The following is a 12,755-nucleotide window of genomic DNA, read 5'->3' as shown; positions in this document are numbered from 1 at the left end:
TTAAAATTTTCCCTTATTCTGGGTGAGTTATTAAGCAGCTTTCCGTAAAAGCCTTATATTTGCAGTATAAATCATCATCATCTATGTACTTAAAGAAAATTATGACTGCAACCCTTGCCCTTACTGCGCTTGCCGGGCAGGCACAGGAGAAACCTTTCAACATCATTCCCGAGCCGGTGGAAACTACCGTGACCGGACAGGGAGAGTTTCAAATCCAACGTAATACGGTGATTCGTGTGTCGGAGCCTGCATTGGCATCTTCGGCTGCGTATCTGGCGGATTATATGGACCGTTATCTCGGCATACCGCTGCAAACGGAAATTCCTAAGGTGGGTAAATCTCGGAAGAAAGGTATTCCTGCGGTAGAACCCATCACTCTGAAGTCTGGTGAACCACCTTGTATCGGTTTAATTAATCGGAAGAACGGAGATATTTCTGGTGGCTATCAACTGGAGATAACTTCAAGAGAAGGCATACGTATTGAGGGTAATGACGAAGCAGGCGTTTTCTACGGTGTGCAGACACTGATACAATTGTTACCTACCCGTGCTGGTGTGTTACCTATCCTTCCGGCTGTGCAGATTAACGATTATCCCCGTTTTGCCTATCGGGGCATGCATCTCGATGTGGTACGTCATTTCTTTCCGGTATCGTTCATTAAAAAGTATATCGATTATCTCGCGCTGCATAAACTCAACTATTTCCATTGGCACTTGACGGATGACCAAGCTTGGCGTGTTGAAATGAAATGTCGCCCGGAGCTGACGGAGAAAGGTTCTGTTCGTGAGGGAGAAATTTTTGGACTCTATCCGGGGAAATACCAACCACTACCTTATGGTGGGTATTATACTCATGAAGAAGTGAAAGAAGTGATACGTTATGCTGCTGATAGGCATATCACAGTGATCCCCGAAATAGATATTCCCGGTCATTGTATGGCAGTTCTTGCTACTTATCCTCAGTTCAGTACTACACCCGATGAACCGAAAAAGGCAGCGTTGACATGGGGCATCTTCAATAAATTTAATAATGTACTGGCTCCTAAACCGGAAGTTTTTGATTTCTTGAAAGATGTCTTTTCTGAATTGTGCGATCTCTTTCCCGGACAATATATCCATGTAGGCGGTGATGAATGTGCCAAGCGTTGGTGGCAAGAGTCCGAAGAGACACAACAATTCATGCGGGAACATAATTTGAAGGATGAAAAAGCACTACAGAGCTATTTTATCCATTACGTGCAAGGAGTGGTGAATGCGAAAGGCAAGACTCTGATTGGCTGGGATGAAATTCTTGAAGGAGGTATTTCTGAAGATTGTGTTGTGATGAATTGGCGACGTCCGGAGTTTGGGAAGAAGGCATTACGAACAGGCCATCGTACGATATTCACTTGCTCTGCCTGGTCGTATTTCAATCTGAAAGAGAGTCGTATACAGCCGGAAATTGGTCCACGTGGACCGCTATCTCTGGAGAAAGTTTATGAGTTTCAGATTGTTCCGGATTCGTTGACAACGCAGCAACAAGAATTAGTTTGGGGAGCACAGGGATGTCTTTGGACGGAATATATTCCCACCACCTGGAAAGCTGAGTTTGCTGTTTTTCCACGTATGTCAGCGCTGGCGGAGAACGTATGGTCGCCATTAGAAAAGAAAGACTGGACAAACTTCGCTCGTAAGATAGAAATGCAATTTGAACGTTACGAACTTTGGGGAGCCCGATATTCTGAAGCATTCTTTCGTACACAAGATATAGAGCGAAAGAGGTGATAGAAGGATACGATGATTTTTATTTTAATTAAAAATAGTTATCACTTGAATGCAGTACTTTCAATTTTGGGGTATTTATAAGAAAACGACGCTATACAAATTATTATGAGAGACTTACTTTGTTTTCTTGTTGGGGTCTTATTGGCGACCTCTTTGTACGCCCAGAGTACAGGTGATAAAAGATCATCATTTTCTGTTCATGCCGGCCCGTCATGGTATCTGGGGCGCTTTATGGGAATTACTGATGGGGCAGATGCCTATCGCAGTGACTTACGAAAAGGCGTAGCCTGGGACGTTAACTACCTTGGACAAATTGTAGGTAGGGAACTGAAGTTTGGAATAGGAGCTCTGTATCAGGGAAGTTCGTATAAGAATACGCATGAAACCGGGGCAGACAAGATTCTGATGCATTATGTAGCTCCTCAGGTAGCCTTAACCATGGTACAAAAACATTATCAACTTCAATTTTCCGGTGGGGTCGGTTACCAACTCTATCGCGATAAGAGTACGGTATATGACAAACCACGGAAAGTATCTATGAGCAAGCTTGCCGGTAACCTGGCTCTTTCGGGTGAGTATTTCCTAACGAGTCATTGGGGAGCTTCTGCTCGATTGAATTGGTTAGCATCCAGCTCCGAATCTTATTCAGTGAAGTATCATAATGAGAAGTGGGATGTAGAGAATCCGAAAACCGGTACTGGTTATTTCGGTCAGTTGTCCTTACTCTTCGGTTTAAACTATCATTTTTAAGCGTTATGAAAAAAATATTATTTTTATTCCTGTTGATTTGCTGTTGTGCCTGTGAAGAGGATAAAAGTGTTGACCCGACATTGATGCCGAAAGCTACAACTACCGGTGAAAATACGTTAGGCTGCCTGATAGATGGTTGGGTATATTCCAGTGGACGGTATAGCATCCCATCTGTTAGTTTTTTCAACGATGAAGAAAATCATTATGTTACAATTGATGCAGAAATTGGAGTCTTCAACAGTTTGCATTTGGTGCTTGTGAATCCTCGTCAGGGAGCTAACTGCACTTATACGGATGCTGCTTTCGGCAGAGAAGATTTAGAAGATGGCGAAGCCCATATTACTCGTATGGATGGAACCATTATCAGTGGCACATTTAGTGGTGGGAGTATCAAAGAGGGACGTTTTGATATAAAATATCGTGAGAAGCCCGAAGGTGGAGAAGCGGTATATTGATATAAGAACTGCCCCTGAAGGAATTGTTTCCAAGGGGCAGTCTTTTTCACTTCGTCTTCTCTTAAGTCTTATAAAACCTTTCGGTTACTGATAACCCGTATAGCGGCAGTGTACTGCTGACAAGGAACAGACACGTGAATGCCATAACCTTTGTCTTCTGTTGAAGCAGTGATATAAGCTGACTTCAATAATTGCTTCACACTTTCCACTTCCCAGGGGCTACCTGCGAAAACATTAATCTGAGAAATCTTTCTACTTGTAATCATGTGCTTTAAAACTTTTAGTTGTACTTTCCGGTCGCAAATGTAAGCGGTTTGCGGGAAACAGAATAACTCAAATTGATCAAAAAGTAACATAAAAGGTGCAAACGATTTAGAAGTAGCCTATTCCTTATATTTTTTCCTTTATTTTGTATCGTTCTTCCGGATTTCCACACGACGGATCTTTCCGCTGATGGTTTTCGGTAGTTCATCTACAAATTCAATCACACGTGGGTACTTGTAAGGAGCCGTCACTTTTTTCACATGATCTTGCAATTCCTTGATAAGTGCTTCACCTTCTTTTCCCTTATATTCTTTAGCCAGTACGATGGTAGCTTTTACCACTTGACCACGAATATCGTCGGGGACACCTGTGATGGCACATTCTATTACAGCGGGATGCGTCATCAAGGCACTTTCCACTTCGAATGGGCCGATACGATAACCGGAGCTCTTGATCACATCGTCTGCACGGCCTACAAACCAAAGATAACCGTCTTCATCTTTCCAGGCAACGTCTCCCGTATAGTAGATACCATTATTCCAGGCTTCGTGTGTACGTTCCGGATCACGGTAGTACTCTTTAAACAATCCCAACGGCTTACCTTTATCCGTACGAATTACGATTTGCCCCTGTTCACCGGCTTCCACAGAACGACCGTCATTGTCTATCAGGTCTACATCGTATTGTGGGTTGGGTAATCCCATGCTTCCCGGCTTCGGTTCCATCCAAGGCATAGTGGCAATGGTCAGGGTGGTTTCTGTCTGTCCGAATCCTTCCATCAGTTTGATACCTGTCAGTTTCTTGAAGGTTTCAAATACGGCAGGGTTCAGAGCTTCACCGGCAATAGTGCAATATTGCAGAGACGAGAGATCGTACTTCGTCAGGTCTTCGTGAATGAGGAAACGGAAGATAGTGGGAGGTGCACAAAGAGATGTTACATGATAATCTTGTATCTTCTCCAGAATGGCGGCAGGAGTGAATTTCTCGTGGTCATATACAAAAATATTTGCTCCGGCAATCCACTGTCCGTAAAGTTTGCCCCATACAGCCTTTCCCCAACCGGTATCGGCAATAGTGAGGTGCAGACTATTTTCCGTCAGGTTGTGCCAGAAACTACCGGTGACAATGTGTCCCAGTGGATATGTGAAGTCGTGAGCAACCATTTTCGGTTCACCTGTAGTTCCACTAGTGAAGTACATCAACGAAATGTCTTCATTCGTATTCGGATGTTCCGGTTTTACAAAAGGTGCAGCATTCTCGATGCCTTTGTGGAAATCATCAAATCCTTCAGCTACTTGAGGTCCTACGCTGACAAGTTTCTTCACGCTGGGTGAATCAGGCATAGCAGCTACAATATGATCCGTGATAACCGATTCACCAGCACAAACAATCATTTTGATATCCGCAGCATTGCAGCGATATACAATGTCTTTTTTGGTCAGCAAGTGAGTGGCAGGAATAACGACAGCACCAAGTTTATGTAAAGCTATGATGCTGAACCAGAATTCAAAACGACGTTTCAGTATCAACATTACCATGTCGCCATGACCGATGCCGAGGCTTTGGAAATACGAAGCTGTCATGTCCGTATAGCGTTTCATGTCGGCAAATGTAAACTGTTGGTGTTCACCCTTATCATTAGTCCATAACAATGCAGGTTTGTCTGGTTGTTCGGCAGCCCAGGCATCTACTACGTCGTAGCCGAAGTTGAAGTTTTCCGGTACGTTTGTTTTAAAATTCTTGATAAAGTCCTCTTGTGTAGTGAAAGAGGTTTGCGATAAAAATCTTTCTACCATAATTATAGGAATTGAGAATTGAGAACTAAGCTTCATTCATTGTTCTCCGTTCTTCATTTAGTTGTTACATGATAATTGCCAAGAATCGTACCGTCTTTCCATCCAGTGCTTTCATGCCATGTGGCAGTTTGGAGTTGAAATACAGGCTGTCTCCTTCGTTTAGTATAAGTTCTTTGCCATCGATGCTTATCATCATACGCCCTTCGAGTACAAGGGTGAATTCTTGTCCGGCATGACTGTTGTAATGTATCGGTTCGCTATCCGGTTTCGGTTCTACGGTCACGACGAATGGATCGGCGCTACGATTCATGAAGCCTGCGGCAAGCGATTGGTATTTGTAGGCTTTAGTACGTTCAATACTGGTCCCTTTACCGGCACGAGTCAGGAAATAGGAACTCATTTTCGGTTCTTCGCCAAACATCAGCGCATCCAGCGAAACTCCGTATCTGCGTGCTATCTTTTGCAGCATACTGACGGAAATATCAAATTCTCCCGACTCTGCGAGACGGTATTCTTCGGCAGAAATATCGCATTCGCGTGCAATGTCTTCGGCTGTCAGTTCCAGTACATCGCGAAGTCCACGGAGGCGTTCTGCTATTTGCTTAATTTGTTCGTCCATGTGGTTGTTTATTTAATGAATTAATTGTTCCTCTTATTGTTTGCTGGCTTTAATGGCATTGATGATGGCAGAAGAGTAACCGTCATGTTCCAACTCATTAATGCCTTTGATGGTGATACCGCCAGGAGTACATACTTTGTCTATTTCTACACTGGGGTGTGTGTCATTGTTCAGTATCAGTTCGGCTGCTCCTTTTACGGATTGGGCCACCATTCTCATAGCATCCTTGGGGTAAACTCCCATTTCTATGCCGGCTTGCATGGCAGCTTGAATATATTTTAGTACATAGGCAATGCCGCAGGAGGCCATGGAAGTGCAAGCTGCGAATTTTTCTTCAGGGATAAGCATGGCGAGTCCCATTTGGTTGAAGATATCCAGCATCAGTTGCTCCTGTTCTTTGGTAGCATTGCGGCTGGCAATCAAAGTCATACTTTCCATTTCGCTGATGGCAGTATTGGGAATGATGCGGAACATGGTCATTTCAGGTTCCGGTACGTAGTGAGCCAGTTCTTCGAAGTTGATGCCTGCGGCGACAGAAATAATGATTTGCTTGCTTTTCAGTTTTAATTCACGCAGCACGCTTTTGATGAGCCACGGTTTTACAGCAAGTATGATAAATTCGGCACCAATAATGGCTTCCTGATTGTCATGCGTAATCTGTAAAGCGGGAAACTCTACTTTCAGTTCATCCAACTTTCCTTGTGAGGGATTAGAGACTATGATATCCGAGGCGGGGATAATGCTTCCCTTTGCCAATCCACGGGCTATAGAACCGCCCATGTTTCCTGCTCCGATAATTGCTGTTTTCATATCATTCTGTTATTAAAAGGGTTGTCGATGGGCAAAGGTAGATATTTTTTAGTCGATATATGAAACTGTTTAAACGTTTTTTGCTGATTGCTATGCAAAATGCAAGCTTTATTTGTTTAGTATAGAAGATAATGAGTATATTTGTTCAACTAAAGATGATAGATTATGTCTGGAAAAGAAATGAATTCCTATCGTTTGACCAGTATGGAAGAACCTACTGATGAAATGCTATCTCAGTTAATGAAGGAAGTAGCTGAAGAAGCGAAGCGGAAGTCGGAAGAAGCTCATAAAAGGTTTTTCACAGATCTTCGCATGGCGGCTCGAATACAACGGAGAGAGATTATTCGCAAGCAGCAGGAACGATTAGGGGAATGTAAAACCGATACTGATAATGAATAATTGTCATAAACCTGTCCTTATTGTTATTGCCGGCCCTAATGGTTCCGGAAAGACTTCTGTAACCTCCAAAATACTCCATCATGAATGGATGGAAGATTCCATCTATATAAATCCGGATATTGTGGCACAGGAACAATTTGGCGACTGGAACTCAAGAGAAGCAGTGATGCAAGCTGTGAAATATTGCGAGGAATTGAGAGAACAGTGTTTGGAAGAACGCAAAAGTCTGATATTTGAGACCGTTTTATCTATACAAGATAAAGTAGATTATATCTGTAGGGCTCTTGAAGCCGGTTTCTTTGTACGTTTGTTTTTTGTTTGTACTGAATCTCCTACGATAAATGCTGCTCGTATTGCAAACCGAGTTATGGAAGGAGGACATGATGTACCAATTACTAAAATAATCTCCCGTTATCAAAAGTCTCTTTTGAATTGCTGCTTGGTTGCAAAGTTGGTGGATAGAGTATATGTTTATGATAATTCAGCAGACGATGTTGATGCCAAACTCTTGTTTCGTTTGACTGATGGACATATGGTAAAGCAATATGTAGATGTTATTCCTGAATGGGCGCAGTTGATTCAAGAAAGTATTTAGTTGTGAAAATTCTGTTTCCTGAATAGATATTAGAATAAAGAAGGCAGCCCTATCTAAACAGAAAAAGTTTCTATGGGCTGCCTGTTTATTGCTGATTATATAGTCAAATATACTTTAAAGTACTTTTCTGAAACGTTCGAGGAAGAGATCGGCTTCTTCCATGTTGAGACAGAGGGGCGGAAGCAAACGGAGTACATTTGTACCACTGACACCTGTAAATACATGTTGTTCTTTCAGAAGTTTCAGGCGAAGTTCCTTTATTGGCTCTTCGAATTCAAGACCGATCATCAGACCACGCCCACGAACTTCCTTGATCTGTGGGAATTTCTTCAGTTCCGTCATTAAGTATTCACCTACTTTAGCTGCATTTTCAACCAGATTTTCTTGACTTATGACATCCAGTACTGCCAGCGCTGCGCTACATGCCAGATGATTACCACCAAAGGTAGTACCCAGCTGTCCGTAAATCGGAGTAAACATCGGACTGATGAGTGTACCTGCCATAGGGAAACCATTGCCGATGCCTTTGGCTACAGTGATAATATCTGCTTTGATACCGTTGTATTGGTGAGCAAAGAATTTACCGCTACGACCATAACCACTTTGAATTTCATCTAAAACCAGTACAGTGTTATGGGCGGTACAAGCTTCGCGCAGGGCTTGCATGAATTCATCCGTTGGCAGTTGGATACCACCTACGCCCTGAATACCTTCAATAATTACTGCGCAAACATCCCCCTTCACCAGTTCGGCTTTCATAACTTCGATATCGTTCAGCGGGAGATAAGTGACATGTCCGCAATCGTTGATGGGAGCTATGATTTTTGGGTTGTTGGTTACTTCTACAGCCAGTGAAGTGCGTCCGTGGAATGCTTTATTAAAAGAAACCACACGTGTACGTCCATTGTAGAACGAAGCGAGTTTCAAGGCATTCTCGTTAGCTTCTGCACCGCTGTTAATCAGGAATAAGGAGTAGTCATCATAACCACAAACTTTTCCTAAGCGTTCAGCAACCTGTTCCTGTAACTTGTTGATGACAGAGTTGGAATAAAATCCCAACGTGGCAACTTGCTTGCTTATCATCTCCACGTAGTGCGGATGCGCATGGCCGATGGAGATAACAGCGTGTCCGCCGTAGAGATCGAGGTACTCAGTACCCTTTTCGTCCCATACGTGGCAGCCTTTTCCCTTGACAATATTGATGTCAAAAAGAGGATATACGTCGAATAAATTCATTTCTTTAATTATAAATTACGAAATACAAATTACTTAGAAGGCGCTGGGCTTCAGTCGCAAGCCGACGGTTTCTTCTAAATTGAACATCAAGTTCATGTTATGTACTGCCTGTCCACTGGCACCTTTCAGCAAGTTGTCGATGCAGGAGATGATAAGCAACTTATCACCATGCTTCTCCAGATGTAACAGACACTTATTGGTGTTTACCACTTGCTTCAGGTCGATGTTCTTCTCTACAATGTGTACGAAAGAGTCTTTTGCATAATATTCTTCGTACATGCGGACGATTTCATCCAGTGCAACTTTGGTTTTTACTACGATGGTGGCAAAAATTCCACGCGGGAAATCGCCACGGTAGGGGATAAAGTCGATATCCACATCAAAGCTATTTTGCAGTTGCTTCAGGGATTGCTTGATTTCGGGAACATGCTGGTGATCGAATGCTTTATAAACACTCAGGTTATTATTTCGCCAGCTGAAGTGACTGGTTGATCCCGGTTTCACGCCAGCTCCGGTAGAACCGGTGATAGCATTCACCATGATGTCGTTGTTCAACATCAGGTGCTTGGCAAGGGGTAGCAAGCCCAATTGGATACAAGTGGCAAAACAGCCCGGATTGGCCACGTGCTTTGCTTTGCAAGTAGCACGACGGTTCAACTCCGGCAGACCGTAAATAAAATCATGTTCCGGAGAAGCAATACGGTAGTCCATAGAGAGGTCGATGATTTTCAACTCCTCAGGAATGTTGTGACTCTCTATGAATTTCTTCGTATCGCCGTGAGCGGTACAGAAGAATAATACATCAATTTCATCCAAAGGTAACTCGTCGGTGAAGACAAGATCCGTTTCGCCGTACAATCCTTCGTGTACGTCGGTAATTTTGTTTCCGGCGTTACTTGAGCTGTTGATGAATACGATTTCCGCTTCCGGATGATTGACCAGCAAACGAATTAACTCACCTGCCGTATATCCGGCTCCGCCGATGATTCCTACTTTAATCATGTTAGTTTATACTATGTTCTTTATCTGTTATATAAGTTTCTTTCTTCGGGAACGATAAGCCACATTATAAGGTATACAGGTATACCGGCAAATACGGTGAAAAATGTCAATAATGCATAACCGATACGTACGAGTGATGGATCGAGTCCGAAGTAGGCGGCTAAACCTCCGCAAACTCCGGCAAGCATTCTGTCACTGCGTGAGCGAGTGAGTTTCTTGTTATTAGTATCCATGTTTAGATTTCCTCGTCTTTATGGTTGTTATAATATACTCTCAGCGGAGTAGAGGTAACCTTGATAAAGCCTTTTGCATCTTCTGCTGTCCAACCCTTTTGCATTTCGCCGTATTCACCGAACTTGGTTTTTACAAGGTCGTCTTCCGACTCTACACCTACTGTAGAGAATGACAACGGGCGGAGTTCCAATATAGCTGTACCGTTTACGTTGCGCTGGCTCTCCTGCAACATTGCTTCGATGTCACGCATTACCGGTTCCAGGTACTGACTTTCGTGCAGGAACATACCGTACCAATTAGCAACCTGGTCTTTCCAGTATTGTTGCCATTTACTCAGCGTATATTTTTCCAGAAATTTATGTGCACCGATAATCAACATTGGGGCAGCAGCTTCGAAACCTACGCGGCCTTTGATGCCGATAATGGTATCACCCACATGCATGTCACGACCGATGCCGTAAGCAGCACCAATTTCTTCCACTTTCTGGATGGCTTTGATGGGATCGTCGAATTTTTCGTCGTTTACTGCTTTCAGTTCACCTTTCTCAAATGTAAGACGCAGTTGTTCGCTGCCTTCCTTTACACAGTGTTTCAGATAAGCACTTTCGGGCAAGCCTTGTGCTGAATCCAGAATTTCACCGCCGCAGATGGAAGTACCCCACAAACCTACATTATAGGAATATTTCAGCTTGGTGAAGTCTGCTGAGAAACCATGTTTGTTCAGATAATCAATTTCTTCCTGGCGGCTCAATGCCATGTCACGGGTCAGTGTGATGATTTCTACACCCGGAGCCAGTACGAGGAATGTCATGTCGAAACGAATCTGGTCGTTACCTGCTCCTGTAGAACCATGAGCGATAGCGTCTGCTCCAATCTCGTTGGCATAACGTGCAATGGCGAGTGCCTGGAAAATACGCTCGGAACTTACGGAAATAGGATAGGTGCCATTACGCAGCACGTTGCCGAATACCATGTATTTCAAGCTCTTTTCGTAATATTCCTGAGTTACGTCGATCGTAACATATTCTTTTGCGCCCAGTTTGTAGGCGTTTTCTTCGTTCGTTTTCAGTTGTTCAGGACTGAAGCCACCGGTGTTTGCACAAGCTGCATACACTTCGTACCCTTTTTCTTTGGCAAGGTACATTACCGTAAATGAAGTATCAAGACCGCCGCTGAATGCGACTACTACTTTTTTCTTATCTTCCATATCCTTTGTTTTTTAAATTTTATCATCTTCATGCAGTTCCGGGTCGTAGAGCATTGCGGTGCAGATGCAGAACTTGCGGTTCTTGGCTACTAATATATCGTGGTTGATGCAACCTTCGCAACCTTTCCAGAAGGATTCGTCGTCTGTCAGCTCATTGAAAGTAACAGGTACATATCCCAGTTCCGTATTCATTTTCATGACGGCAGCTCCGCTGGTGAGACTGAATACTTTGGCGTTGGGCCATCGCAAGCGTGCCAGGCGGAAAGATGCCATTTTGATACGCTTAGCCAATCCTATGCCGCGAAAGTCGGGATGTACAATCAAACCGGAAGTAGCGACGTATTGTTTGTTTCCCCAGCTTTCGATGTAGCTGAAACCTGCAAACACGTCCCCACATAAGGCGATGATGGCTTTTCCTTCTTTCATTTTTGTCGCCACATATTCGTGTGTGCGTTCTGCGATGCCCGTTCCACGTACTTTGGCCGCTTCTCTGATGGTATCCAAAATCTTATCCACATAAATTTCGTGAGAGGCGTCAGCCACCATCACGTCCACTTTTTTGGTATCCATTTCTTATTGATTCGTTCTTTATTTATTTAATGTTCGGAATGATTTGTGACAGGAATTCGCGTACCTCGCTGTGCGAAGCAGCTTCATGTACTACCAGCATGATGGTGTCGTCACCGGCGATGGTGCCCAAGATAGCGGGACATTCGCGATTGTCAATGTCATAGGCCATACTGCTGGCGTAGCCGGGTCGTGTGCGAATAACGGCAATATTACCGGAGAATTGCAGGGAAACGAAACCGCTGGTCATCAGCATTTCGCTGGCACTCTGGTCATTGGAACGCTTGTACATGATGTTATTGGGCAATACATATACGTATTTCCCATTCATGTTTGCCGCCTTGGCAACTTTCAGTTGTTTCAAGTCGCGGGAGAGAGTGGCTTGTGTCAGCTCAAAGCCTTCCTTACTCAAAGCCTGCAGCAGTTCTTCCTGAGAACTGACATCTTTGCTTGAGATAATCATCTTGATGGCGTCTAACCGATTGGCTTTTTTCTTCATTTTTCTGTATAATTATTCTAAGAATGGCGCAAAAGTAGGGATAATTTTGGAAAGAATATGCACTAAAGAGAGAATTTTTATACTTTTTATACTATGAATGCTGTGTTTTATGCATAAATCGAGAAATATATGCAATTAAAGCCGGGGATTGTAAGCAAAGTGAGTCATATTCGGGATACACTTTCTACCTGCTAAATCTGGGGATTCATTCAGTCGTATACTGAACTCTATTCAGTATACGACTGAATGGCATTCACTATACGACTGAATTAGGTTCAGTATGCGACTATTCCTTAAGTATACATTGTTTGTAAATAAGTGCTCATGTTTAATTATCGTATTCTATAATCTCTATTCCGATATTTTATGTATCTTTGTTGCATATTTCTTCAATAGTGAAGAGATGTATTTTGCGATTTGGAGATCATTTTATTATTCGTAACTCTAAAAGTCTGGTAAATTTTTAAAAACGCGAATAATAGGTGAAAGTCTCCACGTCTGGATTACATATAACTTTGTTATATATATTCTGGCGTGGGGCTATTGCTTATTATTGTTT

The 12,755-nt window shown here is 43.2% G+C and carries 15 protein-coding genes; 5 read left to right on the top strand and 10 right to left on the bottom strand.

Features of this window, described 5'->3' with window-relative positions; translation table 11 throughout:
* The first annotated feature begins 83 nt into the window (after window positions 1–83).
* From DWW10_RS00810 to DWW10_RS00800, 3 genes are all read left to right on the top strand, one after another.
* Complete coding sequence (locus DWW10_RS00810; RefSeq protein ID WP_022394321.1) at window positions 84–1,763, top strand: beta-N-acetylhexosaminidase; 1,680 nt, start codon at window positions 84–86, stop codon at window positions 1,761–1,763.
* A gap of 105 nt (window positions 1,764–1,868) precedes the next feature.
* Complete coding sequence (locus tag DWW10_RS00805; RefSeq protein ID WP_022394322.1) at window positions 1,869–2,513, top strand: hypothetical protein; 645 nt, start codon at window positions 1,869–1,871, stop codon at window positions 2,511–2,513.
* Window positions 2,514–2,518: 5 nt separating this feature from the next.
* Window positions 2,519–2,968 (top strand): Riean_0653 family protein, encoded by a 450-nt coding sequence (locus DWW10_RS00800; RefSeq protein ID WP_022394323.1) that lies wholly within the window; start codon window positions 2,519–2,521, stop codon window positions 2,966–2,968.
* 68 nt (window positions 2,969–3,036) lie between these two features.
* Here the strand turns inward: DWW10_RS00800 and DWW10_RS00795 are convergent, their stop codons facing one another.
* From DWW10_RS00795 to proC, 4 genes are all read right to left on the bottom strand, one after another.
* Window positions 3,037–3,234: a DUF2007-related protein gene (locus DWW10_RS00795; RefSeq protein ID WP_118420694.1), complete on the bottom strand. Its 198-nt coding sequence runs from the start codon at window positions 3,232–3,234 to the stop codon at window positions 3,037–3,039.
* A gap of 138 nt (window positions 3,235–3,372) precedes the next feature.
* Window positions 3,373–5,028: an AMP-binding protein gene (locus DWW10_RS00790; RefSeq protein ID WP_118420693.1), complete on the bottom strand. Its 1,656-nt coding sequence runs from the start codon at window positions 5,026–5,028 to the stop codon at window positions 3,373–3,375.
* Window positions 5,029–5,092: 64 nt separating this feature from the next.
* A complete protein-coding gene (locus tag DWW10_RS00785; protein ID WP_021968151.1) occupies window positions 5,093–5,647 on the bottom strand; it encodes a helix-turn-helix domain-containing protein in 555 nt (184 codons plus the stop codon).
* A 33-nt stretch (window positions 5,648–5,680) separates the two neighbouring features.
* Window positions 5,681–6,457 (bottom strand): pyrroline-5-carboxylate reductase, encoded by a 777-nt coding sequence (gene proC / locus DWW10_RS00780; RefSeq protein ID WP_007660432.1) that lies wholly within the window; start codon window positions 6,455–6,457, stop codon window positions 5,681–5,683.
* A 165-nt stretch (window positions 6,458–6,622) separates the two neighbouring features.
* Between proC and DWW10_RS00775 the strand changes: the two genes are divergently transcribed.
* Window positions 6,623–6,856: a hypothetical protein gene (locus DWW10_RS00775; protein ID WP_022394327.1), complete on the top strand. Its 234-nt coding sequence runs from the start codon at window positions 6,623–6,625 to the stop codon at window positions 6,854–6,856.
* Window positions 6,849–7,451, top strand: coding sequence for an ATPase (locus tag DWW10_RS00770; RefSeq protein ID WP_022394328.1), 603 nt, complete (start codon window positions 6,849–6,851; stop codon window positions 7,449–7,451). The genes DWW10_RS00775 and DWW10_RS00770 overlap by 8 nt, the downstream gene beginning before the upstream one ends.
* Window positions 7,452–7,565: 114 nt before the next feature.
* On the opposite strand, the gene DWW10_RS00765 is transcribed toward DWW10_RS00770, so the two are convergent.
* The 6 genes from DWW10_RS00765 to argR are packed head-to-tail and all read right to left on the bottom strand — an operon-like array spanning window position 7,566 to window position 12,196.
* A complete protein-coding gene (locus tag DWW10_RS00765; RefSeq protein ID WP_022394329.1) occupies window positions 7,566–8,687 on the bottom strand; it encodes an aspartate aminotransferase family protein in 1,122 nt (373 codons plus the stop codon).
* Window positions 8,688–8,720: 33 nt separating this feature from the next.
* Window positions 8,721–9,689, bottom strand: coding sequence for an N-acetyl-gamma-glutamyl-phosphate reductase (gene argC / locus DWW10_RS00760; protein ID WP_007660426.1), 969 nt, complete (start codon window positions 9,687–9,689; stop codon window positions 8,721–8,723).
* A gap of 20 nt (window positions 9,690–9,709) precedes the next feature.
* Window positions 9,710–9,922 (bottom strand): PspC domain-containing protein, encoded by a 213-nt coding sequence (locus tag DWW10_RS00755; protein WP_007660424.1) that lies wholly within the window; start codon window positions 9,920–9,922, stop codon window positions 9,710–9,712.
* Window positions 9,923–9,924: 2 nt separating this feature from the next.
* Complete coding sequence (locus DWW10_RS00750) at window positions 9,925–11,130, bottom strand: argininosuccinate synthase (RefSeq protein ID WP_022394330.1); 1,206 nt, start codon at window positions 11,128–11,130, stop codon at window positions 9,925–9,927.
* A 12-nt stretch (window positions 11,131–11,142) separates the two neighbouring features.
* Complete coding sequence (locus DWW10_RS00745; protein WP_007660420.1) at window positions 11,143–11,700, bottom strand: GNAT family N-acetyltransferase; 558 nt, start codon at window positions 11,698–11,700, stop codon at window positions 11,143–11,145.
* A gap of 22 nt (window positions 11,701–11,722) precedes the next feature.
* Window positions 11,723–12,196, bottom strand: a complete 474-nt coding sequence (gene argR, locus DWW10_RS00740) for an arginine repressor (protein WP_044267614.1) — start codon at window positions 12,194–12,196, stop codon at window positions 11,723–11,725.
* Window positions 12,197–12,755 lie beyond the last annotated feature (559 nt).

Source organism: Bacteroides intestinalis (assembly GCF_003464595.1).
In the GTDB taxonomy this organism is placed as follows: domain Bacteria; phylum Bacteroidota; class Bacteroidia; order Bacteroidales; family Bacteroidaceae; genus Bacteroides; species Bacteroides intestinalis_A.
The sequence above is the reverse complement of the archived record's forward strand: the minus strand, read 5'-3'. Positions and strand labels throughout refer to the sequence as shown.

What these genes read in the sequence shown, in the direction of transcription:
- DWW10_RS00810 (WP_022394321.1), top strand. Translation starts at nt 84, where the DNA reads ATGTACTTAAAGAAAATTATGACTGCAACCCTTGCCCTTACTGCGCTT.
- DWW10_RS00805 (WP_022394322.1), top strand. Translation starts at nt 1,869, where the DNA reads ATGAGAGACTTACTTTGTTTTCTTGTTGGGGTCTTATTGGCGACCTCT.
- DWW10_RS00800 (WP_022394323.1), top strand. Translation starts at nt 2,519, where the DNA reads ATGAAAAAAATATTATTTTTATTCCTGTTGATTTGCTGTTGTGCCTGT.
- DWW10_RS00795 (WP_118420694.1), bottom strand. Translation starts at nt 3,234, where the DNA reads ATGATTACAAGTAGAAAGATTTCTCAGATTAATGTTTTCGCAGGTAGC.
- DWW10_RS00790 (WP_118420693.1), bottom strand. Translation starts at nt 5,028, where the DNA reads ATGGTAGAAAGATTTTTATCGCAAACCTCTTTCACTACACAAGAGGAC.
- DWW10_RS00785 (WP_021968151.1), bottom strand. Translation starts at nt 5,647, where the DNA reads ATGGACGAACAAATTAAGCAAATAGCAGAACGCCTCCGTGGACTTCGC.
- proC (WP_007660432.1), bottom strand. Translation starts at nt 6,457, where the DNA reads ATGAAAACAGCAATTATCGGAGCAGGAAACATGGGCGGTTCTATAGCC.
- DWW10_RS00775 (WP_022394327.1), top strand. Translation starts at nt 6,623, where the DNA reads ATGTCTGGAAAAGAAATGAATTCCTATCGTTTGACCAGTATGGAAGAA.
- DWW10_RS00770 (WP_022394328.1), top strand. Translation starts at nt 6,849, where the DNA reads ATGAATAATTGTCATAAACCTGTCCTTATTGTTATTGCCGGCCCTAAT.
- DWW10_RS00765 (WP_022394329.1), bottom strand. Translation starts at nt 8,687, where the DNA reads ATGAATTTATTCGACGTATATCCTCTTTTTGACATCAATATTGTCAAG.
- argC (WP_007660426.1), bottom strand. Translation starts at nt 9,689, where the DNA reads ATGATTAAAGTAGGAATCATCGGCGGAGCCGGATATACGGCAGGTGAG.
- DWW10_RS00755 (WP_007660424.1), bottom strand. Translation starts at nt 9,922, where the DNA reads ATGGATACTAATAACAAGAAACTCACTCGCTCACGCAGTGACAGAATG.
- DWW10_RS00750 (WP_022394330.1), bottom strand. Translation starts at nt 11,130, where the DNA reads ATGGAAGATAAGAAAAAAGTAGTAGTCGCATTCAGCGGCGGTCTTGAT.
- DWW10_RS00745 (WP_007660420.1), bottom strand. Translation starts at nt 11,700, where the DNA reads ATGGATACCAAAAAAGTGGACGTGATGGTGGCTGACGCCTCTCACGAA.
- argR (WP_044267614.1), bottom strand. Translation starts at nt 12,196, where the DNA reads ATGAAGAAAAAAGCCAATCGGTTAGACGCCATCAAGATGATTATCTCA.